The organism is Rhodococcus wratislaviensis (assembly GCF_041228765.1).
Classification (GTDB): Bacteria; Actinomycetota; Actinomycetes; order Mycobacteriales; family Mycobacteriaceae; genus Rhodococcus_F; species Rhodococcus_F wratislaviensis.
In genome coordinates this window covers 6,473,065-6,499,221 of sequence record NZ_CP150488.1, presented here as the reverse complement: position 1 = coordinate 6,499,221, position 26,157 = coordinate 6,473,065, and the positions used below count along the sequence as shown (strand labels likewise).

Sequence of the window (26,157 nt, the reverse complement as noted above, 5' to 3'; positions counted from 1 at the left end):
CAGGGAGGCTGGGTCGACGGTCAGCGACGGAGGTCGGCGTCCAGCATGCGGATCAACTCACCGACCCGTCCACCGCCTCCCGGCGCCGCCGGAAAGCGTCCGAGCACCTCGACGACGACTGGTGTCGCACGATGTACCGCTTGCTCGACGTGTCCGGCACCGACGGTCCGATCGTCACCGGCGACGAGCTCGGCCGCCCTGGCCGCGTGAGCGCCCGCGCCCAGAATGTGTTTGACCTGGGTGGCCTTGGCCAACGGATGCAGATAGGCGGCGCCTGCCGCAGACATCGCTGCCCACGCTGCCTCGCGCGCAGCCGCAGTGTCCGTGCCCTTGGCTGCCGCGAGCGCGGCCCACGCTGTGTCGCGCAGAGATTTCCCACGCTCACCACCCCGCGCGAATTCCCACGCAGCCGTGATCGCGTCTCGGGGCCGCGAGTCGTGCGGCTGATCGGCCTCGAATATCTCGAGGACCACCTCGGCACACTCCACGGCGAATGCGGTGACCTCACGAAGTTCCTGCGTGCTCAGAACGATCTCGCTCGCTTCCCCTGCCATCGTTCCATTTTCGACCATCGAGGCGGGTGGCGTACCGCAGATTCACGCTGTGCTCTCCCCGAACAGGGTCCGCACGTCGGCGACGTCGTACTCGGCTACCGACGCCGACAGCATGTCCGCGCCCTGCTCATCGCTCGGGCCGTTGCCGCGGAAGGTTTCGACCGCCGCATGCGACTCCCAGCGCTCGAAGACGTTGATGCGGCCGGGGTCGATCAGGTCGGCGGTGATGGCGAAGTCGAGGCAGCCGACTGCACCGCGTGCCTGTTCGACGACGCCCACGCAGCCTGCGAGATAGGACTCGCGCTGCTGCGGTTCGACGGTGATGTGTCCTGCGACGATGACCATGGGTTCGCTCCTCTTCCTGGCGTAGTCGTGTCGAGCGGCTCATCCGATACAGACAGCGTGCGCGCCCGAAACTCATCGCGATTATCATGCCCACCATGGGGGCATCGGAGCCGGAGTGCGGCGGGTGGACTGTCGATCTCCGTGGCCGGTTGGACGAACTGGTCGACGGGTACCGGGCTGCTCTGCGCGGCAGTCTGGACGGTCTGGACGAGGAGCAGGCGCGTCGGCGTCTGGTGCGCTCGAAGACGACGCTGCTCGGATTGGTCAAACACGTCACCTACGTCGAGGGCGTGTGGTTCGACCAGGCGGTGACTGGTCGCTCGTACCGGGAGATCGGCATCGCGAGCACCCCGGACCGGTCGTTCACCCTCACTCGGGCCGACACCATCGCATCCGTGCTCGACGCCCACGCCGAACGCTGTGACGCATCCCGGCGGACCATGGCCGCTCTGGCGCTCGACGACACAGTCGACGGCCGGGGCGAGCGCACCGTGTGGGCGCTGTACCTGCAGGTACTGCGTGAACTCGCCCAGCACGCCGGTCACGCCGACATACTCCGCGAGCAGGTCCTCGCCGACCGCATCCCGTGATCGCTGGCGGTCGTGTGCCCTACTGGGGGCGGATCGGATTGCAGCCGACGCTGACGTAGGTGACGATCCCCTCCTGCAGTCCGCACGTGGTGAAGGCGCCCGTCGAGACGCCGACCTCCCACCACGGGGCACCGATCCCGCCGACGCACGATCCGGTCGACGGTGTGCCCGTCGGCACCCACAGGCCATCGCGGCGATAGCCCTGAATCCACGGAATGTGCGAGACACCCCCGGGTCCCGGAATCGCTCGTGGCGTCAGGCCGAAGCACTCGACGGTCCCGATGTGGACCGCAGCCATACCATCAGGCACGCCCTGCGCCGTGCAGTGCGAGGTGCCCGATGTGGGCGTGGTGCCGGTGTGACAGTCGGCCGACGGTTCGGCCTGGGCGGGTGCAGCGGCAACCGCGACCACCGCGGCGGCGAGGGCCGACGATGCGGCCGCTCCGGCGAGGAACCTGCGGATCCTGTGGGTCATCGGATACTCCTTCGGGTCCGGCGGCCCCGCTCCTGACGATCGGGCCCGTACGGTGCTTCTGTCGCTGCGGCATCGGATTTCGTTAGCTGCACTTTCGTGGCGCCGACCGTGAGCGCCGACCCAGGCGAAAGAGATCGAGGGTGTGGCGGACCCACCGGAGGACGCGTATAGGCGGGTGACGAATCCGGAGCGGTTCGCCTCGCTGATCCCGGCCGCCGAGGTCCTGATCGCCGATCTGGGACGTCGGTTCGACGTCGCCGTTGACGTCCTTCCCAGGACCGGCGCTGCCGCGTGACCCGCGCGCGGTGCGGTACCGGCAGGTGGTCGAACGCGCATCTGTTCGACGAACCTGTCGGAGCCTTCTATTGCTGTGGTCGTGTTCGATTGCTAGAATCGAACAAAGTTTCGAATGACCTTGGGGGAGGTTGGTTGTGGGGGAAGGGTTTGCAGCGGATCTGGACGAGTTGCGTGCGTTCACGGCGCGGCTGCGATGCGTCGAGGCGGGTGGGGACGCCGGGTTGGGGATCGAGTGGCTCGATGCGATCGAGGCGTTGAAGTCGGTCGGGTGTGCGGTGCAGGCGGTGATCACCGACGGCGTCGCGACGAATATTCGTGCCGATCGGAGGGCTCGAGGGTTGCCGCGGGCGGACTGGGGCCGCGGGATTGCGTCGCAGATTGCGTTGGCGCGCAGAGAGTCCCCGAATCGTGGCGATCGGCATCTCGATTTCGCGCAGGCTCTGGTGCACGAGATGCCCCACACCCTGGCCCTGTTGCGGTCGGGCCGGTTGAACGAAAGGCGCGCCACGTTGCTGGTGCGGGAGACGGCGTGCCTGTCGGCGCAGGATCGGGGAAACGTGGACCGCCGGTTGTGCTCGGACCCGGCCACTCTCGACGGGGTCGGCGACCGCGGGCTGATCGCGCAGGCGAAAGCGTTGGCGGTCGAACTCGACGCCGCGGCGGTCGTGCGCCGGCACCGCAAGGCGGTGTCGGAGCGTCGGGTCACGACGCGCCCGGCGCCGGATTCGATGGCGTATCTGAGCGTGCTGATGCCGGTCGAGCAGGCGGTGTGCCTGCAGGCCACGCTCGGCCGGGATGCGGACAGCCTGATCGCCACCGGGAACAGTGGAGGTCGCACCCGCAGTCAGCTGATGGTGGACCTGTTGTTCGAGCGCGGCACCGGAGCGTCAGTGGCGTCGGGTGTGCCGGTGGCGGTGAACCTCGTGCTCTCGGACGAGACCTTGCTGGCCGGCGGGCACGAGGCCGCGCAGTTGCAGGGGTTCGGGCCGGTGCCGGCAGGAATCGCCCGGCGACTGTTGGCGGACGCCGTCGATAGTGATATCGAGACGTCGGTGCGGCGGGTGTATTCGTGCCCGCAGTCGGGGGCGTTGACGGCGATGGAATCGCAGTCGCGCACCTTCCCGAAGAGCCTGAGGACGCTGATCGACCTGCGGGACCGGACGTGCCGCACCCCGTGGTGTGATGCGCCGATCCGGCATCACGACCACATTCGCTCACGCCGAGAATCCGGTCCCACGACGGCAGACAACGGGTCCGGGCTGTGCGAGGCCTGCAACTACGCGAAGGAAGGCGACGGATGGACCGCCCGCCCGGTACACAACCCCGGCGGCACCCATCTGCTCGACGTCGGCACCCCGACCGGGCACCACTACCGATCGGCGGCGCCGCCGCTCCCGGACCCGGCGCATCTGCGGGCATCGTGAGGTGGTCAGCAGTCGATGACGAGCCAGCCGCCGTGGTGCTCGAACACCTCGAACGGGCGTCCCGTCGATTCACCGACCTTCGTGAGCGACGGGGTGTCGAAGGTGCGGATGTGGCCGTGGCAGGCCGTTGCCTCGTCCTCGTAGGGGACGGCGACGACGACCCTGTCGCGGGCAACCCGGATGGCCTCGGATATCACTGCGGCCCCGATGTTTTCGTCGACATGTTCGAGGAGGTGGATGGCGGTGACGGTGTCGGCGCTGTCGTCGGGAACCGGCACGTGCGCGGCGTCGCACACGAGCGTGCGCAGATCGAGTCCGAGTTCCGGGGCCACGGCGTCGAGGAGGCTCATGGTGCCGGGCAGGATGTCGGTCGCCGTGACGGACCGCCCGGCGCCGGCGAGTCGGAGCGGAAGGAATCCGAAGCACGACCCGAGGTCGAGGACGGAACCGCGAACCAGTTGTTCCGCCTTCTCGTGGATCGGTGCGAAGTCGGCGGTGCCGTCCAGCAGTTCGTTCAGGGAGTTGCGGTAGTAGACGGTCCACGCCTCGAGCGCACCGTCGACGGTGGAGCGGACCAGTCCGACCATGGTCGATTCGAATTCGTCCTGACCGAAGTCGGCGTCCTCGATGGACGCGGTGACCGAGGCGACGAGTCGTTCACTCAGATCTTCGGGTGTCAGAGCGTGTGTCACCCGCAGCTGGTCGCCGTCACGGGTGAGTGTGAGCGGCCCGGCTGCGACCCGCTCGACTGTGACGTGACCATGTGACCACAGCCCCGATTCGCACGGTGCGAGAGAGTCGAACGCGGGTGTGTCGAGAGTGGAAGTCATTCGAGGCAACCTTGCCGAGAGGTGATGGCGGGAGTGGGTCAGGTTCGGGTGTCGGGCTCGCCGAGGGAACTCAGCCCATCGTAGAGCGATTGCATTCCGCTGGCGAGTAGTTCGTTCAGTTCGAGCGAATCGTCGTCGAGCCACTGCTCGTACGCCGACATCGCAACGCCGAGTAGAAGATAGCCGACTGTCCGTGGAACGTGGTCGGTCGGTGAGGTTCCGAGTCGGCTCGCGACGTACTCGGCGATGACGTTGCGCCACCCTTCGTACATCACCACCGAATATGCCTGCAGGGCGGGGACCCGGAGGATCAGCCCCATGCGTTTGCGGTGGTTGATTTCCTCGCTCGCGGGAAACGCGTTGAACTGCAGGAGTGCTGCGGTGAGTCCGTCGACGATCGGGATGTCGTCGGGTTGCGCTGCGAGTTGGGCGCGCATTTCGGCGAGGTGGGCGTCGAAGTCTCCCCACGGGATCGCGTTCTTGGACGGGAAGTAGCGGAAGAGGGTGCGCCGCGCGATGCCGGACGCCTCGGCGACTTCGTCGACGCTGGTGGCGTCGAACCCCTGTTCCGTGAACAGTTCGATCCCGACGGTACTGATCCGATCCTGCGTCGTGGACGGGCGCCGCCCTATCCGACTGGATGGTTTTCGACGACTTCTCAATTTCGTCCCCTCCCGATCTGTCATTCTGCACTCGATGCCATTACAGTGGTGAGGCGAGTCACAGGGACGGTCTCCTATGACGGGGAACATCCCTCCGGCTCGCGCCGTATCACCGAACAGTAGGAGGAAATCATGTCGGATCGCGACAACAACGTGCTGGAAAACGACTTGGTCGAGGAATCCCTGGTGGAAGAGGTCTCGATCGACGGCATGTGCGGCGTGTACTGATCATGTCCGCTCCAGCTTCTGCTTCAGTGGCCGGCGACGCCGGTATCGATCTCGATGTGGGCTGGAAGCTTCATCCGCAGGTGGCGCTGCGTCCCGAACCTTTCGGGGCGCTGCTCTACCACTTCGGGACGCGCAAGCTGTCGTTCCTGAAGAACCGCACGATCGTCGCGGTGGTCGAAGCCCTTCCCTCACACGCCGACGCCCGGTCCGCACTGCGGGCGCAGGGTATCGGGGACGACACTGCCGCGCAGTATGCGCGAGCGCTCGGCACCTTGGCCGAGTCGCACATGATCGTCCCCGCCTGACCAGCTCTCTCCACCCGTACCAGAGGACACAGCCCATGACCTCCATGCTCGAAAGGCCTTCCGCCCCGGTCGGCCGCCTCGTCGACCAGTTCGAACTCGGTCTCGACGCCCCGATCTGCCTCACCTGGGAGTTGACCTACGCGTGCAACCTGTCGTGCGTGCACTGTCTGTCCTCCTCCGGCCGGCGTGACCCGCGGGAGTTGAGCACCGAGCAGTGCAAGTCGATCATCGACGAACTGCAGCGTATGCAGGTTTTCTACGTGAACATCGGTGGCGGTGAGCCGACGGTTCGCTCGGACTTCTGGGAGCTGGTCGACTACGCGACCGCCCACCAGGTGGGGGTGAAGTTCTCCACGAACGGGGTGAAGATCGACAAGAAGGTCGCCGCCCGGCTCGCGGCCAGCGACTACGTCGACGTGCAGATTTCCCTCGACGGTGCAACGGCCGAGGTCAACGACGCCGTCCGTGGTCCGGGTTCGTTCGCGATGGCGGTGCGGGCACTCGAGAATCTCTCCGAGGCGGGTTTCAAGGACGCCAAGATCTCCGTGGTGGTCACCCGGCACAACGTGTCGCAGCTCGACGACTTCAAGGCCCTCGCCGACAAGTACGGCGCCACCCTGCGCATCACCCGGCTCCGACCGTCGGGGCGCGGCGCGGACGTGTGGGACGAACTGCATCCCACGCAGGCGCAGCAGCGTGAGCTCTACAACTGGCTGGTCGCCAACGGCGAGGGTGTGCTCACCGGCGACTCCTTCTTTCACCTGTCCGCCTACGGCGACGCGTTGCCCGGTCTGAACCTGTGCGGCGCCGGACGGGTGGTGTGCCTGATCGACCCGATCGGCGACGTCTATGCCTGCCCGTTCGCGATCCACGAACAGTTCCTCGCGGGAAACATTCTGGCGGACGGCGGTTTCCAGCAGGTGTGGCAGACGTCGGAGCTGTTCCAGGAGCTGCGGTCCCCGCAGACCGGCGGTGCGTGCAGCAAGTGCAACCACTACGACTCCTGCCGCGGCGGATGCATGGCCGCGAAGTTCTTCACCGGACTGCCGATGGACGGCCCGGACCCCGAATGCGTGATCGGCAACGGCGAACTGGCGTTGGCTGCCGCGGGGGAGATCCCGAAATCCAGTGTCGACCACTCCCGCACCGGCGAGCGCCGGACTCCGCGGGCGCCGGTTCCGTTGACGCTGATGGTGCGTCCGCCGGCCAAGATTTGTGACGAGAACCCGCTTGCGGGCATGGACCAGACGTAAGTCGTCTGCCAGGTACGAGAGGTATTGCCATGGGTAAGAATCCGTTCTTCGAGACGGTGGCGGAGGCTCAGCGTCGCGCGAAGAAGCGCCTGCCGAAGTCGGTGTATGCGGCGCTGATCGCCGGTTCCGAGCGGGGCGTGACGGTCGACGACAACATCGCGGCGTTCGCCGAGCTGGGGTTCGCGCCCCACGTCGTCGGTTTGTCCGACAAGCGTGAGCTGTCCACGACCGTGATGGGACAGCCGATTTCGCTGCCCGTCGTGATTTCCCCGACCGGTGTGCAGGCGGTGCACCCCGACGGCGAGGTCGCGGTCGCACGAGCGGCGGCGGCACGGGGAACGGCGATCGGGCTGAGCTCGTTCGCGAGCAAGTCGATCGAGGAGGTCACGGCGGCCAATCCTCAGACGTTCTTCCAGATGTACTGGGTCGGTAGCCGGGACGTGTTGATCCAGCGGATGGAACGCGCCCGTGCCGCCGGGGCGACCGGCCTGATCATCACCACCGACTGGTCGTTCTCGTACGGACGCGACTGGGGTAGCCCGGCCATCCCCGAGAAGATGGACCTCAAGGCGATGCTCCAGTTCGCCCCCGAGGGCATCACCCGTCCGAAGTGGTTGTACGAGTTCGCGAAGACCCGCAAGATCCCGGATCTGACCACCCCGAACCTGGCGCAGCCCGGTCAGGAACCGCCCACGTTCTTCGGCGCCTACGGCGAGTGGATGCAGACGCCGCTGCCGACGTGGGACGACATCGCGTGGCTGCGTGAGCAGTGGGGCGGGCCGTTCATGCTCAAGGGTGTCATGCGGGTCGACGACGCCAAGCGTGCCGTCGACGCCGGCGTCACCGCGATCTCCGTGTCGAATCACGGCGGCAACAACCTCGACGGCACCCCGGCGCCGATCCGCGCGCTGCCCGCCATCGCGGAGGCCGTCGGCGACCAGGTCGAGGTGCTTCTCGACGGTGGTATCCGCCGTGGCAGCGACGTCGTGAAGGCCGTCGCGCTCGGTGCGAGGGCGGTCATGATCGGCCGCGCGTACCTGTGGGGCCTCTCGGCGAACGGTCAGGCCGGCGTCGAGAATGTGCTCGACGTCCTCCGCGGAGGTATCGATTCGGCGCTGCTCGGGCTGGGTCACTCGTCCATCCACGACCTCACGCCGTCCGACGTCGTGATCCCGCCCGGATTCGCCCGCGTGCTCGGCGCCGACTCCTGAACCCACGAACGGCGTAGATGTCTGCGCAACTGACAGACCCGATCACCCTGGCCGGACGCTACGCCCCGTCCAGGGTGCTTCTGGGTCCGCACCCCACCAACCTCGGTGCGGGAAGAACGCTTTCACCGCGGCACGTCGCGTACTACGAGCGTCGGGCACGTGGTGGCGCGGGGGTCGTCGTCACCGAGGTGGCGTCGGTCCATGCCTCCGACTGGCCGTACGAGCGCGCTCCGCTGGCGTGCGACTGTGTCGGCGGCTGGCGGGACGTCGTCGCCGCCTGCCGTCCGCACGGCGCGCTGGTGCTGGCCGGGCTGGGGCACACCGGACTGCAGGGGTCGAGCGCGTACTCGCAGGCGGTGCTGTGGGGGCCGTCGGGAATTCCCGACGTGATCTCCCGTGAGATGCCGATGCAGATGGAGCAGGCGGAGATCGACAGTCTCGTCGAGGGCTTCCGGGCTGCGGCCGCCGCGGCCGTGTCGGCGGACGTGGACGGGGTCGAGCTCGACGCCGGACCGAGAGGGCTGCTGCGACAGTTTCATTCGGACCTCACCAATGTGCGCGACGACGAGTACGGCGCCGACCCGCTGCGCCTCACCCGGGAGGTCCTCGCTGTCGTCCGCGAAGAGTTGGGCCCCGGCCGGGTCCTGTCCCTGCGGCTGAGCTGCGACGAGGCGACGTCCTGGGCGGGGATCACGCCGTCGATCGCCGCCGGACAGGCACGGGAACTTGCCGAGGCTCTCGACCTGCTGGTGGTGGTCCAGGGCGGACCGTTGTCAGCGAACGCCTACCGCCCAGACTTCCACCGGCCACCCGCGTTCAACATCGAACTCTGCCGGAACATCCGCACGGCCGTCGCAGGCGCGGTCCCGGTCGTCCTCCAGGGCAGCGTCGTCGATCCGGCCGACGCCCGGCGGGCGCTCGACGAGGGGGTCGCCGACGTCGTCGAGATGACGCGTGCCCAGATCGCCGACCCAGACCTCGTCGTCAAGATCCGGTGCGGTGCCGTGCCGCGGCCGTGCGTCCTGTGCAATCAGACGTGCCAGGTGCTCGACCCCCGCAATCCGGTCGTCACTTGTGTCGGTAATCCGACGGCCGGGCACGAGACCGTCGATCCCGCCGAGGACATCGCCGATGTGGCCGCCGGCGCGGTGCTGGTGGTCGGCGGTGGTCCGGCCGGTCTCGAGGCGGCCCGAGTGCTGGCCCTGCGCGGTCACCGCGTCACCGTGGCGGACGCGTCGGCCCGGCCCGGCGGGATGGTGCGGGATGCCGCGGGTACACCACACCTCCAGGCACTCACCGACTGGCTCGAGGGCGAATGCCGCAGGCTCGGAGTCGAATTCCTTCTCGGTACGGCTGTGTCGGACGCCGAACTCGACGTTGCGGAACGCGCGGGGGCGACGGTGATCCTCGCGACCGGCAGCAGGCCTCGGCCGCTGCCGTTCCCGGTCGAGGGGCACGTCCGGTGCGTTGGCGCCGCAGACTTGCCGGGCGGAGGCACGCCGACGGAAGGGCCGCACGTCGTCTTCGACCCGGTCGGGGGGCCGGTCGGCGTGGCAGTCGCCGAACGGCTCGCGGCGCAGGGACGGGACGTGAGCATCGTGACCCAGGATTCCGTGGCCGGCTCGCGACTCGGAATGACCGGAGACCTCGCCGACGCCAACACCCGTCTGCAACGAGCCGGGGTGACGCGCCACCTCGACAGCCGCATCGTGTCGATCGGCGACGAAGGTATGCGGATCCGCAACCGGTACACCGCCGAAGAGTCGGTGGTGCCGTGCGCCGTGCTGATCGACTGCTCGCATCGCCTCCCCGACGACACACTCGGCTCGTCCCACAGGGATGCGGTGCGGGTCGGCGACTGCGTGGCCCCCCGCACACTGCTCGAGGCGGTCCGGGAGGGTCGCATCGAGGCGCTGGCCGTGACCGCATCCCGGCGGAACGAGTTCGACCACCATCCGTTCACCCTCGTCAACGAGAGATAGGACATTTCATGGGACAGTTCGACGACAAGGTCGCGTTCATCACCGGGGCTGCCCGTGGGCAGGGTCGGACGCACGCGGTGCGGTTGGCGCGGGAAGGTGCGGCGATCATCGCCGTGGACATCTGCGGGCCGGTGTCGGAGTACAACAGTTACGAACCGGCGACGCCGGACGACCTGGCCGAGACGGTGCGGCTCGTGGAGTCCGAGGGCGGCAAGATTCTCGCCGAGCAGGCGGACGTGCGTGACAGTGCGCAACTGAAGGCTGTCGTGGACCGGGGAGTCGAACAGTTCGGCCGGCTCGACATCGTGATCGCGAACGCCGGGATCTGCAACTGGAACCGCTTCTGGGAGATGCCCGACGAGCAGTGGGAGACGCTGATCGACGTGAACCTCACCGGCGCGTGGAAGACGCTGAAGGCTGCGATCCCGGCGCTGATCGAGGGAGGTCGCGGGGGTTCGATCATCGTGATCAGCTCCGTCGCGGGTATCAAGCCACTTCCGGGGCAGGCGAATTACGCCGCCTCCAAGTTCGGGCTCGTCGGCCTCACCCAGACCGCGGCAAAGGAGCTGGGCGAATACGACATCCGGGTCAATTCCGTTCACCCGTACGGGGTGAAGACTCCGATGGGCACCGATCCCGGCAGCCTCGTGATACTCGAGAAGCACCCGCACTATCTGTCGAGTTTCGGCACCATCCTCACCGACCACCCGCTGGCCGACACCGACGACATCACCGATGCGGTGTTGTGGCTGGCCGGTGACGGTTCGCGGAGGGTCACGGGCAGTCAGGTCGCCGTCGACATGGGTAACACCAAGGTGTGAGCGTTTCCGCGTACCGCCACCTGTTCACCCCATTGCGCCTGGGTCCGCTGACCCTGCGCAATCGGGTGGTCTTCTCTGCGCACCTCACGGGATACGCCGTCGACGGCCTGCCCACCGCGCAGCACGCCGCCTACTATGCGGCGCGCGCGAAGGGTGGTGCGGGCCTGATCATCTCCGAGGAGCACGCCACGCATCCGGGTGACTGGCCGTACGAGAAGGTGATCGCCGGCTACCGGCCGGAGGTCGTCCCGGGCTACCGGCGGATCACCGACGCGGTCCACGAGCACGGTGTCCCGATCCTGGCTCAGGTCAACCACAACGGCGGCCAGGGATCGAGCATGTACTCGCGGCGGCCGCTGTGGGCGCCGAGTGCCGTCCCCGATCCGCTGTTCCGTGAAGTCCCCAAGGCGGTCGATCAGCGGGAGATCCGGACCCTCGTCGACGGGTACGCGCGTGTGGCCGAGCATTGTGTCCGAGGCGGATTCGACGGGATCGAACTGCAGTGCTCCCATTCGTCGCTGGTGCGCAGCTTCCTCGCTCCCGCCACGAACCAGCGCACGGACCGTTACGGCGGATCGCTGGAGAACCGTGCCCGGTTCCTCCTCGAGGTCGTCGAGAAGGTGCGGGCCGCGATCGGTCCGGACCGTGTACTCGGGGTGAGGCTCGCGGGGGAGGACCTGTTCGACGGTGGAGTCCACCTCGACGAGGCCGTGGAGGTGGCCGCTCTGGTGGAGGCGGACGGCCGGGTCGACTACATCAACACGTCCATCGGGATGGCCACCGAGACGCTCCACATGATCGAGGCGTCCATGGCCGTCCCTCGCGGCTACGCGCTGTTCGTCCCGAACGCCATCCGGCGACGGGTAGGTCTTCCCGTGGTCGGTGTCGGCCGATTCTCGGATCCGCACCAGGCCGACCAGGCTCTGGACGAGGGGCACTGCGACCTGATCGGAGTGGTCCGCGGCCAGATCGCGGACCCGGACTTCGCAGCGAAGGCCCTGGCCGGCGAGGAGGCAAATATCCGAACGTGCCTGGCGTGCAATCAGGAATGCATCGGACGCATGGGGCTCGGCCGATGGCTCGGGTGCGTCGTCAACCCCCGCGCGGGCAGGGAAGCGGTCCTGCTGCCCGGACCGACCGTCCGCGGCAGGCGGGTCTTCGTGGTCGGCGGAGGGCCGGCCGGGTTGAAGGCCGCGGCGACGGCGGCGCAGCGGGGTCACGACGTGACGTTGTTCGAACGCGCGACTGTTCTCGGCGGCCAGGTGCGGACGGCCGCCGCCGTGCCGGGGCGCCGTGAGTTCCTCGACCTCGTCGTCGATCTGGAATCGGAATGCGCTCGGCGCGGTGTGGACGTGCGGACCGGCACCGACGCGACTACCGAGACGGTGGTGCAGGGACGTCCCGGCGTGGTGGTGCTCGCGACCGGGGCGCGTCCGCGCCGACCGCGCTGGGCGGGCGCGTCGGACCGGGTGGTGGACGTGCGCGACGTGTTGGAGGGTCGCACGCGTCCGGCCGGGACGGTGCTGGTAGTCGACGAACTGGGATTCCATCAGGGCACGTCCGTCGCGGAGTTCGTCGCCGACGCCGGATGTGCCGTCACGATCTGCACACCGGGGATGATCGTCGGCCAGGACCTCGGTATCACGCTGGACCTCGAGGGATGGAACCGGCGGGCGCACGGCAAGGGCATCATGCAGGTGACGGACGTGGTGCCGACCGGGTGCGAGGTCGTCGACGGCGGTCGGCTCGCGGTCACGCTCCTGCACCACCCGACCGGTGCGCCGCGGCAGCTCACCGTCGACTGGGTGGTGTCCTCGGCGCATCAGCAGCCGGAGGACGGGCTCTGGAAAGATCTGGCCGACAGCGGTATCGAGGTTCATCGCATCGGCGACGCCCTGGCTCCGCGCCGCGCGCATTCCGCCGTCATCGAGGGGGAGCGGGTCGCGCTCGCGCTCTAGTGCGAGCAGCAGCCGGTTCCGCGTCGCCTAGCATCGGAGGATGCCCCATTCCGGACACCTCGACGACGCGGTGTGGCCCGAACTCGTGTCCCGTGTGTCGACGGTCGTTGTCCCGGTCGGTTCCCTCGAGCAGCACGGACCGCACCTGCCACTCGACACCGACACCGCCATCGCGGACGCGGTATCCCGCGCGCTGCCGCACGTACTGGTGGCGCCCCCGATCGCCTATGGCGCCAGCGGCGAGCACGAGGGGTTTCCCGGGACCGTCTCGCTCGGGGCTGAGGCACTCGAGGCCGTGCTGGTCGAGTACGGCAGGTCCGCGTGCCGGTGGGCCGACCGCGTGCTTTTCGTCAACGGGCACGGCGGAAACGGGCCCGCGCTTGTCAAGGCTGTCGCCTTGCTTCGGTGCGAGGCTCGCGATGTGGCTTGGGTGCCGTGTGCGGTACCCGGGGCGGACGCCCATGCCGGGCGTACGGAAACGTCCTTGTTGCTACACCTTTCACCCGGTCGGGTGAGGTTGTCCAGGGCTGAAGCCGGTAATACGGAACCTATTGCGAGGTTGATGCCAAGACTGCGTGAAGGCGGTATGGTCGCCGTGTCGGCCAACGGCGTGCTCGGTGACCCGACGGGCGCTACGGCCGCGGAGGGGGCGCAGATCTTCGGCGTGCTCGTTCACACAGTCACCAAGGCACTGGCCCGGTGGGAACCGGGCCCCGATGGAAGGCTCCGGTGGGAACCGGGCGCCGATGGGAGGCTCCAATGACCCGCACGGGCGTCCTCGAGTTGCCGAGGGCGGATTTCCGGCATGCCGACGCGACTAATTTCCGGCATGCCCTGCCAGCGCTCTCCGATCCGCATACGATCGACTGATGCGCCAAGCTCGACTTCCCGATGGATTCGGGATCCGAATCGACCCCAAGGTACGCGCATATTCCGGAGGTCGAGTGCTGATCGGCGGTTCGCCGACTCGGATGCTGAAGCTGGCGCCCACCGCGGCGGCCATGATCGGAGACGGCTACCTCGAGGTCGTCGATCCGCAGTCCGCGGTCGTCGCACGCCGCCTCCTCGATTCGGGGGTCGCCAACCCGCGCCCCATGAGTACCCCGTCGCCCCGGGATGTCACCGTTGTCATTCCGGTGAAGAACAACGCGTCGGGGCTGCACCGGGTGCTGGCCTCGCTCCGCGGACTCGAGGTCGTCGTCGTCGACGACGGCTCCGACGTCCCGATCGTCGCCCCCGTGCTGCAGAACGGGTGCGGAGGCCACGTCACCGTGCTGCGTCACGAGACGGCCAAGGGGCCGGCCGCGGCACGGAACACCGGTCTGCGTTACGCCGCAACTCCGTTCGTGGCGTTCCTCGACTCCGACGTCCTGCCGCGCACCGGCTGGATCGAGGTCATGCTCGGCCACTTCAGCGATCCCGCGGTCGCACTCGTCGCCCCGAGGATCGTGGCGCTCGAACCCGAGGCGAGCACACTCGCGCGGTACGAGCACGCCCGCTCCTCCCTCGACCTCGGGCGCAAGGAGTCCGCGGTCCAGTCAGGCGGCCCGGTGTCGTACGTGCCGAGCGCCGCGATGATCGCCCGTCGCGAGGTGCTCGACGAGTTCGGCGGCTTCGACGAGTCCATGCACGTGGCGGAGGACGTCGACCTGTGCTGGCGACTCCAGGAGTCCGGCTGGCGACTGCGGTACGAGCCCGTGGCCCACGTCGCGCACGATCACCGTGTGACGTTCGGAAAGTGGTTCGGCCGCAAGCTGTTCTACGGCACCGGTGCGGCGCCGCTGGCGGCGAGGCATTCGGGCATGGTTCCACCGCTGTCGATGTCGCCGTGGACGTTCTTCGCGTGCATCGCCGCCGCCACGTGCACCCGACTGGGCCTGCTCGGCGCCGTCGCCACACTCGCGATGATGCTGCTGCGCCTGCGCCGCATGTTCACGGGCCTCGACCAGCCGACCCGCATCGCCGCGATCCTCGCGGCCCAGGGCTTCGCCGGCGGTGCCTGGCAGCTGGCGTCCGCACTGTGTCGCCACTACTGGCCGATCACTCTGCTGGCGGTGCTGCTCTCGAAACGGATCCGCCGTATCGCGCTTGCGATCGCCGTCGCCGAGGGCGTCGCCGACTGGGTGACCCACCGGGAGCCCGGAGGGCTGGGGCCCGTGCGGCACACGGTGTTCAAGCGGATGGACGACGTCGCGTACGGCGCCGGGCTCTGGAAGGGCGCCATCACCGCCCGTGACCTCGACGCATTGAAGCCCCGGTTGAAGTCGTAGTGGCCGATCCGATTCGCGCCGCCGACGTCGTGGTCGTCGGCGGCGGTTCGAGTGGATGCGTGGTGGCCGCCCGGCTCAGCGAGAATCCTGCGCGATCGGTCCTCCTCCTCGAGTCCGGACCCGGCTACCGGTCGGTCTCCGACTGTCCCGTGCTCGACTACCGGACGCTGCCGGTCGGTCCGGGCAGCGTGTTCGCGGAGACGTACGGCGTGGAGTTGGCGCCGAGCGTTCCCTCGGCGATGGTGCGGGGACACGTCCTCGGTGGTTCGGGCGCCGTCAACGGCGCCTACTTCGTCCGTGGGACGGAAGCGGATTTCCGGCACTGGCCCGCCTCGTGGTCGTACGAGAACGTGCTGCCCGCCTTCCGGGCACTCGAGCGTGACGCAGACTTCGACGACTCCCGGCACGGCACGACCGGGCCGATGCCCGTTCGCAGGCAGCCCGCGGAACGGCTGAGCGAGATCAGCGCGGCATTCCGCGCCGCGGCGCTCGGTGCAGGACATCCAGAGGAACCCGACAAGAACGGCGACGGCGCCGGCGGTGTCGGTCCGGTGCCTCTCAATGTCGACGGCGACCGCCGTGTCAGCACGGCAGTGGCGTACCTGCTGCCGGCGTGGGAACGGCCCAATCTGACCGTCGAAGCGAATTCCGATGTCGTCCGAATCCTGTTCTCCGGTAACGAGACCGTCGGGGTGGAGGTGGAGTCGGACGGCGTGCGGCGCACGGTCCGCACCGGTCGGGTCGTGCTGGCGGCGGGTCCCGTCGAAACCCCGGTGCTGCTGATGCTTTCGGGAATCGGTCCGGCGGAACACCTGATGGACAACGGCATTCCCGTCGTCCTCGACGCGCCCGGTGTCGGCAGCGAGTTCAGTGACCACCCCGAAGTGGCTCTGCCCTACCGTATCCGGGACTCGCTCCGCCGCGACGACACGAGTCCGGTCGTCGAAACGGTGCTGAATGTCGGCGACCTCGAGATCCGTCCGTACACGGCGCCGTTCGACGTGCTCGTCCCCGGATCCGGGCAGCCCGACCCGATCCTCGGGATCGGGCTCATGGTGACGGACAGCCGGGGCGACATCCGGCTCACGTCGGGGCACCGCCGGGACCGTCCCCGAATCGAATACCGCTACGCGCAATCCGCCGCCGACCGCCGGGCGCTGCGCGAGGGGCAGGCCATCGGATCGGAACTGCTCCGTTCACCAGAACTGGGACCGCTGCTCGAACCGCTGACCCGGGAGGTGTCCGACCGTGCGGTGCTCGCCCACCTGGGGACGTCGCTGCACATGTGCGGCAGTTGCCGGATGGGCGGACGCGACGACGCGGGCGCGGTGGTGGACGAGTGGTGCAACGTCCGCGGAATGGAAGGGCTGACCATCGCCGACACCTCGGTGTTCCCGGTGGTCCCGAGCCGTGGGCCGCACGCCACGGCGGTCATGGTCGCCGAGCGCGTCAGTACCTTCCTGCGGGAGTGACCGAGGGGACGACACAGGCCCGTGTGATGCGGGTTACAGTAGGCAGAGACGCCGTGGAGGAGTTCGATGCAAAGTCAACCGCCCACAGGGGGCAATCCGTGGGTCGCCGTGCGCCCGGGAGACGACGTCGCGATGCTGGCACGCAGGGTGTCGTCGGCGCATCAGTTGTTCGTCGAGCGTCGTGCACCCGCCGGCCGTGCCCCGGACGGTGAGGGGAATTCCGTCCGTTCCGTCATCCTCGACTCGTGGGTGCGCAGCACCAGCAAGGGAGTGAACCCGGACGGGTCGGCCCGCGCCGTCGATCTGGCGGCTGCCGATCTCGCCGCCTACCGGGCGTCGCACCCGATGTCGATCATCCGCCCGGTGGTCCGCAAACTCCTCGTCGAGGACGCCGCCGACACCGGACTGCTCGTTGCCATCACGGACGAGAAGGGCCAGCTGCTGTGGGTCGAGGGCGATTCGTCCGCCAAGGACCGCGCACTGGAGATGAACTTCGTCGAGGGCGCCGACTGGAGTGAGGACACCGTCGGCACCAACGCCCCGGGTACCGCCCTGGCGCTCGACCATTGCGTGCAGATCTTCGGTGCCGAGCATTTCAGCCGCTCGGTGCACGATTGGAGTTGTTCTGCCGCGCCCGTCCACGACCCCGCTACCGGACTGATCGTCGGGGCCATCGACATCACCGGCGGTCCGCGGGTGGCGGTGCCCGAGGTGCTCTCGTTGATCCGGGCCACCGTCGCGGCAGCCGAGGCGGAGTTGCGACTGCACCAGCTGCGTTCACCGCACCCGCTCGTCGAGACGGTACTGCGGTTGGAGGTGCTGGGATCGGGACGGCCGACTCTGATCCGTGGGGGCGAACGCATCCCGCTGTCGCAGCGGCACGCGGAGATCCTCCTGCTCCTCGCGGAGCACCCTGAAGGCCTGAGTTCCGACCGTCTCGCGGTGCTGCTCGACGAGAACGAACTCGACGCCGTCACGATTCGTGCCGAGATGTCGCGCCTGCGTAAGGTTTTCGGTCCCGTCAACCTCGGTTCGCGGCCGTATCGGCTGCTCGCCGAACTGACGTCGGACGTCCGGCAGGTCCGCGGAGCCCTGGACCGTGGCGAGCTCGCCGCCGCCCTCGACGTCTACTCGGGCCCGGTCCTTCCCGGGTCCGAGGCGCCCGGGGTCGAGGATCTTCGCGACGAGTTGCGGGCACGCGTCCAGGCGGCGCTGCTGCGGGAAGGTGATCAACGGTTGCTCGCCAAGTGGACCACATCCGTCCACGGCCGCGAGGACGTCGCCGCATGGGAGGCGTATCTGGCGGGCCTCGACCCGCGTTCGCCCCTGTATTCCCAGGTCAAGTCCAGGATCGATCTGTTCGATCAGCAGTACGCAACGTAGTTGCAACGGTACGGTCCCTAGTGTTGTGAGTCACACCCAGAAGTTCCACCGAGTTTCACGACACCAGGGAGTTATCGATGACCGTGTATGCCCGCCCGGGTTCGCCGGACGCCGTCATGTCCTTCCAATCGCGTTACGACAACTGGATCGGCGGCCAGTGGGTTGCGCCCGTCAAGGGCCAGTACTTCGAGAATCCGACACCCGTCACCGGGCAGCCGTTCTGCGAGGTCGCGCGTTCGACGTCCGAGGACATCGAACTGGCGCTCGACGCCGCACACGCTGCGGCTCCGGCCTGGGGTAAGACGTCGGTGGCCGAGCGCGCCATCATCCTGAACAAGATCGCGGACCGCATCGAGGAGAACCTCGAGTCCATCGCGCTCGCCGAGTCCTGGGACAACGGCAAGCCGATTCGCGAAACCCTGAATGCCGACATTCCGTTGGCCATCGACCACTTCCGCTACTTCGCCGGTGCGATCCGGGCGCAGGAAGGCGCACTGTCGGAGATCGACTCCGACACCGTCGCCTACCACTTCCACGAGCCGCTCGGCGTCGTCGGCCAGATCATTCCCTGGAACTTCCCGATCCTCATGGCCGTGTGGAAGCTCGCTCCCGCACTCGCCGCGGGCAACGCGGTCGTTCTCAAGCCCGCCGAGCAGACCCCGGCGTCGATCCTGCATCTCATCTCGATCATCGGCGACCTGCTGCCCGCCGGTGTGATCAACATTGTCAACGGCTTCGGCGTGGAAGCAGGCAAGCCGCTCGCCTCGAGCCCGCGGATCCGCAAGATCGCGTTCACCGGTGAGACCACCACGGGTCGGCTCATCATGCAGTACGCGTCGCAGAACCTGATCCCGGTCACCCTCGAACTCGGTGGCAAGAGCCCCAACATCTTCTTCTCCGACGTGCTCTCCTCGAACGATGACTACCAGGACAAGGCGCTCGAGGGCTTCACGATGTTCGCCCTCAACCAGGGTGAGGTGTGCACCTGCCCGTCGCGTTCTCTGATCCAGGAGGACATCTTCGACGAGTTCCTCGCGATGGCAGCCATCCGCACCAAGGCCGTCCGCCAGGGCGACCCGCTCGACACCGACACGATGATCGGCGCGCAGGCCTCGAACGATCAGCTCGAGAAGATCCTGTCGTACATCGAGATCGGTAAGGGCGAAGGCGCCAAGGTCGTCACCGGCGGTGAGCGGGCCGAACTCGGCGGCGACCTGTCCGGCGGCTACTACGTGCAGCCGACGATCTTCACCGGTCAGAACAAGATGCGGATCTTCCAGGAGGAGATCTTCGGTCCCGTCGTTTCCGTCACGTCGTTCAAGGACTACGACCAGGCCATCGAGATCGCCAACGACACGCTGTACGGCCTCGGCGCCGGCGTGTGGTCGCGGGACGGTGGCGTCGCCTACCGTGCCGGACGTGACATCCAGGCCGGCCGCGTGTGGACCAACACGTACCACCAGTACCCCGCGCACGCCGCATTCGGTGGCTACAAGCAGTCCGGCATCGGCCGCGAGAACCACCTGATGATGCTCGAGCACTACCAGCAGACGAAGAACCTGCTGGTCAGCTACGCCCAGAAGGCTCAGGGCTTCTTCTGATGGACGCAGCCCGGGCGCCTCAGCGCCTGAAGGCAACCGCCGGGGCGGTGGAGCTTCTCCGCCGCCTCGGCGGTACCCACGGGGCGCTGATGATGCATCAGTCCGGCGGGTGCTGCGACGGCTCCGCGCCGATGTGTTATCCCGACGGTGAATTCATCGTCGGCGACCGCGACGTGCTGCTCGGCGTCCTCGACCTGCGTCTCGATGTCGGGGAGACCCTGTCCACCCGGCCCGAGGGTGCCGATGCGGTACCCGTGTGGATCTCCGGTTCGCAGTTCGAGGCGTGGAAGCACACTCAGCTGGTGCTCGACGTGGTGCCCGGTCGCGGATCGGGATTCAGCCTGGAAAGTCCCGAAGGTATGCGCTTTCTCAGTCGTGCGCGTGCCTTCACCCCGGAGGAGAACACCAGCCTCGCCGCGGAGGAGGTCATCGTGGGCCAGCGGTGGGAGCAGGGCTGGAGGCCCGTGCCGTCCCCCGAACCGCAAGTGGTCGCCGAAGCCGTCGACGCATGTCCCGTGCCCGCCCGCCGCCCGGTCCCATAGCACCCAAAGCGCGGTACGCCTCGGTTTTTACGTCGTGGTCACGTTCTGCTGACACGACGAGTACACAACTCGTTCACCATTGGCCTCGGCCGTCCGATCCCGCTCCTCGAGCGGGGCGGGGCGAGGCACCATTCGGATCGACGTAGGGGACGGAATGTCACTCGTAGAACCATCCAAGAATTCCGGAACCGGTCAACATCACGATGCTGCCGATTTCCACTCGGAAGACAGCAGCTATCTGGAAAAACGCACGCTCCGTAAGGGTTCGGCGGGCTGGGTGCTGCTTGCCGGCCTCGGTGTCAGTTACGTGATCTCCGGCGACTACGCCGGATGGAACAACGGGCTGGCCGAGGGCGGATTCGGCGGTCTGCTGATCGCCGGTGTCGTCATCGCGGGCATGTACCTGGCCATGGTGCTGGGCATGGCCGAGATGTCGTCCGCACTGCCCGCCGCCGGCGGTGGCTACACGTTCGCCCGGCGTGCACTCGGACCGTGGGGCGGATTCGCCACCGGCACGGCCATTCTCATCGAATACGCGATTGCGCCTGCCGCCATCGCGACCTTCATCGGCAGCTACGTCGAGTCGCTGAACCTGTTCGGGATCACCGACGGGTGGTGGGTGTACCTGGCGGTCTACGCCATCTTCATCGGAATCCATCTGACCGGGGCCGGCGAGGCACTCAAGGCCATGTTCGTCATCACGGCGATCGCACTGGTCGGTCTCGTGATCTTCGCGGTGTCCGCGATCGGTCTGTTCGACGCGGGCAACCTCACCGACATTGCCGCGACCGACGCGGTGGGGGCCTCGAGTTTCCTGCCCTTCGGTGCATTCGGCATCTGGGCGGCCGTCCCGTTCGCCATCTGGTTCTTCCTCGCCGTCGAAGGCGTGCCGCTGGCCGCGGAGGAAGCCCGCGAGCCGGAGAAGAACGTGCCGCGCGGAATCATCATCAGCATGCTCATCCTCATCGTCACGGGGGCGGCGGTCCTGTTCCTCGCCACCGGAGCGCTCGGTGCCGAGAGCCTGTCGACGTCCGGCAATCCGCTGGTCGAGGCGCTCGGTGACGGGACCGCGGCGAAGGTCGTCAACTACATCGGACTGGCCGGCCTCGTCGCCAGCTTCTTCTCGATCATGTACGCCTACTCGCGGCAGACGTTCGCGCTGTCCCGCGCCGGTTACCTTCCCAAGAACCTGTCGATCACGAACTCGCGGAAGGCGCCCACGCTCGCCCTCATCGTGCCGGGCGTCATCGGGTTCGTGCTGTCGCTCACCGGTGAAGGCGCGATGCTGCTGAACATGGCGGTGTTCGGCGCGGCCGTCAGCTACGTGCTGATGATGGTCAGCCACATCGTCCTCCGCAGGCGCGAGCCGGAGATGAAGCGGCCGTACCGGACACCGGGCGGAATCGTCACCACGTCGTTCGCGCTCGTCATCGCGGCCGCCGCGGTGATCGCCACCTTCCTCGTCGATCCGGTCGCCGCGCTGTGGACGTTGATCGCGTTCGCGGCCTTCATGGCCTACTTCGGCCTGTACAGCCGGCATCACCTCGTTGCCAATTCGCCCGACGAGGAGTTTGCTGTTCTTGCGAAGGCAGAGGAAGAACTCGAATGACCACCTACAGTCACGGCGTCGCGGGAACCGGGTACACGTTCGACGGTCTCGTCGACCTCATGGCCAAGGCGACACCGCTCCGCAGCGGAGACGAGCTGGCCGGGTGCGCGGCGTCCTCCGACGCCGAACGCGCCGCCGCGCAGTGGGCGCTGGCCGACGTCCCGCTCGGCACGTTTCTGAACGAACTCGTCGTTCCCTACGAGGACGACGAGGTCACAAGGCTCATCATCGACTCGCACGACCGTGTCGCGTTCGGTGAGATCTCCCACCTGACGGTCGGCGGCCTGCGTGACTGGCTGCTGGACGTCGCTGCGCGGGACGGCGCGGCCGAGACATTCCGCCGCGTCGCCCCCGGGCTGACACCGGAGATGGTCGCGGCGGTCAGCAAGATCATGCGCAACCAGGACCTCATCGCGGTGGCGCGGGCCGTCACCGTGACCGCGGCGTTCCGGACGACGCTCGGCGTACCGGGGCACCTGGGAACCCGGCTGCAACCCAACCATCCCACCGACGATCCGCGCGGCATCGCGGCCGCCACGCTCGACGGCCTGCTGCTCGGCTGCGGTGACGCCGTCATCGGAATCAACCCGGCCACCGATTCGCCGCACGCCACCGCGGAACTGCTCCACCTGCTCGACGACATCCGTCAGCGCTTCGACATCCCGGCGCAGTCGTGCGTGCTGTCGCACGTGACCACCACGATGGGCCTGATCGAGGAAGGCGTTCCCGTCGACCTCGTGTTCCAGTCCATCGCCGGAACGCAGGGAGCCAATTCCAGTTTCGGGGTTGATATTTCGCTGCTCCGTGAGGCCAACGCGGCCGGCCGGTCCCTGAAACGCGGCACCGTCGGCAACAACGTCATGTACCTCGAAACCGGTCAGGGATCGGCGCTCAGTGCGGGCGCCCACCTCGGCGCGGGTGGCAGGCCCGTCGACCAGCAGACCCTCGAGACCAGGGCGTACGCGGTGGCCCGCGATCTCGAACCGCTGCTGATCAACACGGTGGTCGGGTTCATCGGACCGGAGTACCTGTACGACGGCAAGCAGATCATCAGGGCCGGGCTCGAGGATCACTTCTGCGGAAAGCTCCTGGGCCTGCCGATGGGTGTCGACGTCTGCTACACCAATCACGCCGAGGCCGACCAGGACGACATGGACACGCTGCTCACCCTGCTCGGGGTGGCAGGCGCGGCCTTCGTCATCGCGGTACCCGGCGCGGACGACGTCATGCTCGGGTACCAGAGTCTGTCGTTCCACGACGCGCTGTACGCGCGCCAAGTCCTCGGACTCAGGCCGGCGCCGGAATTCGAGGACTGGATGCGCCGCCTCGGGATGGTCGACGACGCGGGACGGGTCCTGCCGGTCGACGCCGCGGCGTCGCCGCTGCGGGCGCTGACGGTGGCACGATGAGCGATCCTGTCGTTCAAGACTTCTGGGCGGAACTGCGGGCCACGACGCAGGCGCGTATCGGTCTCGGCCGCACCGGTGACGCCCTGCCCACGCAGCGCGTCCTCGAGTTCCGCTCGGCACACGCCGCCGCACGTGACGCCGTCCACCAGCCGCTCGACGCGGAGGCGCTGGCCGCGCAGGTCGAGGCCGTGGGCCTGGGCAGGCCCGTGGTCGTCACGAGTCAGGCATCGGACCGCAGCGAGTACCTGCGCCGGCCCGACCTGGGCCGCACACCGGCAGACCTGTCCGCGGTTCCCGCGGGAACCGCGGAGGTGGGGTTCGTCCTCGCCGACGGATTGTCGCCCAGGGCGCTCACCGATCACGGGGTGCCCCTGCTGTCCGCGCTGGTCGACGAGTTCGCCGGGACGTACTCGCTGGCGCCGCCGGTGATCGCGACCCAGGCCAGGGTGGCGCTCGGCGATCACATCGCGCAGGCACTGGGCGTGCAGACGCTCGTCCTGCTGATCGGGGAGCGGCCGGGATTGTCGGTGGCCGACAGTGTCGGCGTCTATCTCACGCACCTCCCGCGTCCCGGACGCACCGACGCCGACCGGAACTGCGTGTCCAACATCCACCCACCCGAGGGCCTCGGCTACGAACTCGCAGCCCGCGTCGTGGCGGGTCTCGTGTCCGGCGCGAGGAAACTGGGCCGTTCCGGAGTGGAGTTGAAGGACACGTCCCGTGCGGATGCGCTCGCAGCCCCCTCGGAGATCCTCGAACTGTAGTCGTGTTATCTAAAGGGCGGCAGGTCCGACCGGGCCTGCGGAGAACCGCCCTGGACGGGGTGTGACGAGGAGAGATCTATGGCCTTCGCTGGCAATGTGGACGAGTTGGCCCTGCTGCAGGCGGTCCGGTTGAAAGAGCAGGTCAGCGCGGCTGTTCTGGCCGAGCATCTCGGTGTGAGCGCCGCGTCCGCGCAGGCCGCCTACGACGCGCTGCTGACCCAGGGCAAGGCGCAGGAAGTCTCGGACGGCCGGGTCGGGCTCACCGAGGCCGGACTGTCGGAGCTCGAGGACCAGCTCGACGCCGAGCGGGTGTCCATCGACGAGGACTCCATCGCGGAGGTGTACGAGAGCTTCGTGCCGTTCCACGAGGAGTTCGTCGGATTGATCGATTCTGCCGACGCCGATCAGCTGGCCGACCTGGACCGCCGTGCGTCGGTCGTGTTCGACGACCTGTCGGCGTTCGTGCCCCGGTTGTCCCGCTACCAGGACCTGTTCGCCGACGCCCTCGCGAAAGTGGCTGCGGGGGAGACGAAGTGGATCTCGGAACCTGTGATCGACTCGTACGCCACCGTGTGGACCGAGCTCCGCAAGGAGCTGCTCGGCGCGTCCGGCACCGCCGAGTGACGTGACACCCGTCACCACCCCCCCATTCGGGGGTGGTGACGCAGTGAGCCGGATCACTACTTTTCCTCTCATCCGGGATACGCCCACCAGGGTGTTCCCCACGGACCACGGAGGAATCGAGTGACCACAGTCTCCAACTCGGGTGCGGGCGCCCCCCACGCCCCCACACCGGTGCGCCAGGGCGGTACCAGCGTCCGCAAGGTGGCCATCGCCAGTGGCATCGGCACGACCATCGAGTTCTACGACTTCTTCATCTACGGCACTGCCGCAGCCCTGGTGTTCCCCACGGTGTTCTTTCCCGCCCTCGGCTCCACCGCCGGCACCGTCGCCTCCTTCGCGACCTTCGCGGTCGCGTTCGTCGCCAGGCCCGTGGGTGCCATGCTGTTCGGCCACTACGGTGATCGGATCGGACGTAAGAAGACTCTGATCTCCACGCTCATCCTGATGGGTGTCTCGACGTTCCTGATCGGCCTGCTGCCCGGTGCCGCGACGATCGGGGTCGCGGCACCGATCCTGCTGGTGCTGCTGCGTTTCGGTCAGGGATTCGCCGTCGGTGGCGAATGGGCAGGCGCCACGCTGCTGACGGCGGAGTACGCACCCCCGGGCAAGCGCGGCCTCTACGCGATGTTCCCGCAACTCGGCCCCGCCGTGGCTTTCATCCTCTCCAGCGCCACGTTCCTCGTCACCGGCACCCTCCTCGGCGACACCAACGAGGTCTTCCTCGAATACGGGTGGCGGATTCCCTTCCTGTTCAGTGCCGTCCTGGTCGGAATCGGCCTCTACATGCGCCTGGCGATCGAGGAGACGCCGGTATTCCGCGCGGCCCAGCAGGCCGACCGCGCCGACGCCGCCCCGCGGACCCTCCCGCTGATGGACGCCTGGCGGTACCAGACCAAGGAGATCCTCCTCTCGGCCGGCGCGCTCGCCACCCTGTTCGCGTTCTTCTACATGGGCACAGCGTTTCTCACCAGCTACGGCACCAAGACCCTCGGGTTCAGCCGCCCGTTCGTGCTGACGGTCGGGATCGCCTCGGCCGTGGTCTTCGGATTCACGATCGTCGTCTCCGCGCTGTACTCGGACCGGATCGGGCGTCGACGGGTCATCATGATCTCCTGCGGACTGGCCGTCGTGTGGGCGCTCGCGCTCTTCCCGCTGCTCGACACCGGTTCACCCGTCGCGTTCACGATCGGCGTGATGGTCACACTCGCGATCTTCGGAATCGCTTACGGGCCCTGCGGCGCTCTGCTTCCGGAAATGTTCCAGACGCGCTACCGCTACACCGGCGCCGGTCTCGGCTACAACCTCGCCGGCGTGCTCGGCGGCGCCGTGCCGCCGTTGATCGCCGCACCCCTGGCGTCCGCGTACGGCAGCGTCGCGATCGGCGTGATGCTTGCCGTCCTCGGCGTGTTCAGCCTGCTGTGCACGAAGGCCCTGGTGGAAACGAAAGACGACGCACTCTGACAGGGCCGGCGAGGGGTGTCCGGACTTCGCACAGATACCGGCGCCCCTCGCCGTGCAGTATGCCCTGGATCACATCAACCAAGAGTA

26 protein-coding genes are annotated in these 26,157 nt (G+C 68.0%); 21 read left to right on the top strand and 5 right to left on the bottom strand.

Going from position 1 to position 26,157, the window contains the following annotated elements; translation table 11 throughout:
- Positions 1–20: 20 nt before the first annotated feature.
- Together WKC72_RS30120 and WKC72_RS30115 are read right to left on the bottom strand one after the other, a co-directional pair.
- Positions 21–554, bottom strand: a complete 534-nt coding sequence (locus WKC72_RS30120) for a putative immunity protein (protein WP_370180618.1) — start codon at positions 552–554, stop codon at positions 21–23.
- Positions 555–596: 42 nt separating this feature from the next.
- On the bottom strand, positions 597–899 hold the full coding sequence (locus WKC72_RS30115; protein ID WP_370180617.1) for a putative quinol monooxygenase: 303 nt from the start codon (positions 897–899) through the stop codon (positions 597–599).
- A 95-nt stretch (positions 900–994) separates the two neighbouring features.
- Between WKC72_RS30115 and WKC72_RS30110 the strand changes: the two genes are divergently transcribed.
- The gene (locus WKC72_RS30110; RefSeq protein WP_218027726.1) at positions 995–1,489 is read left to right on the top strand and encodes a DinB family protein; all 495 of its coding nucleotides are present in this window, start codon (positions 995–997) and stop codon (positions 1,487–1,489) included.
- A gap of 19 nt (positions 1,490–1,508) precedes the next feature.
- On the opposite strand, the gene WKC72_RS30105 is transcribed toward WKC72_RS30110, so the two are convergent.
- Positions 1,509–1,964, bottom strand: coding sequence for a hypothetical protein (locus WKC72_RS30105; protein ID WP_112302178.1), 456 nt, complete (start codon positions 1,962–1,964; stop codon positions 1,509–1,511).
- 142 nt (positions 1,965–2,106) lie between these two features.
- Between WKC72_RS30105 and WKC72_RS30100 the strand changes: the two genes are divergently transcribed.
- Positions 2,107–2,259, top strand: coding sequence for a DUF6226 family protein (locus WKC72_RS30100; protein ID WP_370180616.1), 153 nt, complete (start codon positions 2,107–2,109; stop codon positions 2,257–2,259).
- Positions 2,260–2,395: 136 nt separating this feature from the next.
- Entirely contained in the window at positions 2,396–3,685 is a 1,290-nt protein-coding gene (locus tag WKC72_RS30095; protein ID WP_370180615.1) for a DUF222 domain-containing protein, read from the top strand.
- 5 nt (positions 3,686–3,690) lie between these two features.
- On the opposite strand, the gene mftM is transcribed toward WKC72_RS30095, so the two are convergent.
- On the bottom strand, positions 3,691–4,515 hold the full coding sequence (gene mftM, locus WKC72_RS30090) for a mycofactocin oligosaccharide methyltransferase MftM (protein ID WP_112302181.1): 825 nt from the start codon (positions 4,513–4,515) through the stop codon (positions 3,691–3,693).
- Between the two features lie 38 nt (positions 4,516–4,553).
- On the bottom strand, positions 4,554–5,177 hold the full coding sequence (gene mftR / locus WKC72_RS30085; RefSeq protein WP_005239471.1) for a mycofactocin system transcriptional regulator: 624 nt from the start codon (positions 5,175–5,177) through the stop codon (positions 4,554–4,556).
- Between the two features lie 132 nt (positions 5,178–5,309).
- On the opposite strand from mftR, the gene mftA reads away from it, so the two are divergent.
- The 18 genes from mftA (at position 5,310) to WKC72_RS29995 (ending at position 26,070) form a co-directional block, all read left to right on the top strand.
- Positions 5,310–5,405, top strand: coding sequence for a mycofactocin precursor MftA (gene mftA / locus WKC72_RS30080; protein ID WP_005573048.1), 96 nt, complete (start codon positions 5,310–5,312; stop codon positions 5,403–5,405).
- A 2-nt stretch (positions 5,406–5,407) separates the two neighbouring features.
- Positions 5,408–5,710, top strand: a complete 303-nt coding sequence (gene mftB / locus WKC72_RS30075; protein WP_112302182.1) for a mycofactocin biosynthesis chaperone MftB — start codon at positions 5,408–5,410, stop codon at positions 5,708–5,710.
- Positions 5,711–5,745: 35 nt separating this feature from the next.
- Positions 5,746–6,963: a mycofactocin radical SAM maturase gene (gene mftC / locus WKC72_RS30070; protein WP_370180614.1), complete on the top strand. Its 1,218-nt coding sequence runs from the start codon at positions 5,746–5,748 to the stop codon at positions 6,961–6,963.
- Between the two features lie 29 nt (positions 6,964–6,992).
- Complete coding sequence (mftD, locus tag WKC72_RS30065) at positions 6,993–8,174, top strand: pre-mycofactocin synthase MftD (protein WP_370180613.1); 1,182 nt, start codon at positions 6,993–6,995, stop codon at positions 8,172–8,174.
- Between the two features lie 17 nt (positions 8,175–8,191).
- Complete coding sequence (locus WKC72_RS30060) at positions 8,192–10,156, top strand: mycofactocin system FadH/OYE family oxidoreductase 1 (protein ID WP_370180612.1); 1,965 nt, start codon at positions 8,192–8,194, stop codon at positions 10,154–10,156.
- Between the two features lie 8 nt (positions 10,157–10,164).
- Complete coding sequence (locus tag WKC72_RS30055) at positions 10,165–10,977, top strand: mycofactocin-coupled SDR family oxidoreductase (RefSeq protein WP_037244558.1); 813 nt, start codon at positions 10,165–10,167, stop codon at positions 10,975–10,977.
- Entirely contained in the window at positions 10,974–12,935 is a 1,962-nt protein-coding gene (locus WKC72_RS30050) for a mycofactocin system FadH/OYE family oxidoreductase 2 (protein ID WP_370180611.1), read from the top strand. The genes WKC72_RS30055 and WKC72_RS30050 overlap by 4 nt, the downstream gene beginning before the upstream one ends.
- A 40-nt stretch (positions 12,936–12,975) precedes the next feature.
- Positions 12,976–13,698 (top strand): mycofactocin biosynthesis peptidyl-dipeptidase MftE, encoded by a 723-nt coding sequence (gene mftE / locus WKC72_RS30045; RefSeq protein ID WP_112302185.1) that lies wholly within the window; start codon positions 12,976–12,978, stop codon positions 13,696–13,698.
- A 106-nt stretch (positions 13,699–13,804) separates the two neighbouring features.
- Positions 13,805–15,205, top strand: coding sequence for a mycofactocin biosynthesis glycosyltransferase MftF (gene mftF / locus WKC72_RS30040; protein ID WP_037244565.1), 1,401 nt, complete (start codon positions 13,805–13,807; stop codon positions 15,203–15,205).
- Positions 15,205–16,677: a mycofactocin system GMC family oxidoreductase MftG gene (gene mftG / locus WKC72_RS30035; RefSeq protein ID WP_370180610.1), complete on the top strand. Its 1,473-nt coding sequence runs from the start codon at positions 15,205–15,207 to the stop codon at positions 16,675–16,677. The genes mftF and mftG overlap by 1 nt, the downstream gene beginning before the upstream one ends.
- Before the next feature lie 66 nt (positions 16,678–16,743).
- A complete protein-coding gene (locus WKC72_RS30030; RefSeq protein ID WP_112302188.1) occupies positions 16,744–18,060 on the top strand; it encodes a helix-turn-helix domain-containing protein in 1,317 nt (438 codons plus the stop codon).
- A gap of 77 nt (positions 18,061–18,137) precedes the next feature.
- Entirely contained in the window at positions 18,138–19,661 is a 1,524-nt protein-coding gene (gene adh, locus WKC72_RS30025; RefSeq protein WP_037244571.1) for an aldehyde dehydrogenase, read from the top strand.
- A complete protein-coding gene (locus WKC72_RS30020; protein WP_370180609.1) occupies positions 19,661–20,203 on the top strand; it encodes a DUF779 domain-containing protein in 543 nt (180 codons plus the stop codon). The genes adh and WKC72_RS30020 overlap by 1 nt, the downstream gene beginning before the upstream one ends.
- A 154-nt stretch (positions 20,204–20,357) precedes the next feature.
- On the top strand, positions 20,358–21,812 hold the full coding sequence (gene eat, locus WKC72_RS30015) for an ethanolamine permease (protein ID WP_370180608.1): 1,455 nt from the start codon (positions 20,358–20,360) through the stop codon (positions 21,810–21,812).
- Complete coding sequence (locus WKC72_RS30010; RefSeq protein ID WP_112302191.1) at positions 21,809–23,221, top strand: ethanolamine ammonia-lyase subunit EutB; 1,413 nt, start codon at positions 21,809–21,811, stop codon at positions 23,219–23,221. Before eat ends, WKC72_RS30010 begins: the two co-directional genes overlap by 4 nt.
- On the top strand, positions 23,218–23,985 hold the full coding sequence (gene eutC, locus WKC72_RS30005) for an ethanolamine ammonia-lyase subunit EutC (protein WP_037244583.1): 768 nt from the start codon (positions 23,218–23,220) through the stop codon (positions 23,983–23,985). Before WKC72_RS30010 ends, eutC begins: the two co-directional genes overlap by 4 nt.
- Positions 23,986–24,063: 78 nt before the next feature.
- Positions 24,064–24,609: a hypothetical protein gene (locus WKC72_RS30000; RefSeq protein WP_112302193.1), complete on the top strand. Its 546-nt coding sequence runs from the start codon at positions 24,064–24,066 to the stop codon at positions 24,607–24,609.
- Positions 24,610–24,729: 120 nt separating this feature from the next.
- Positions 24,730–26,070 (top strand): MFS transporter, encoded by a 1,341-nt coding sequence (locus tag WKC72_RS29995; RefSeq protein ID WP_370180607.1) that lies wholly within the window; start codon positions 24,730–24,732, stop codon positions 26,068–26,070.
- The last annotated feature ends 87 nt before the right edge of the window (positions 26,071–26,157 follow it).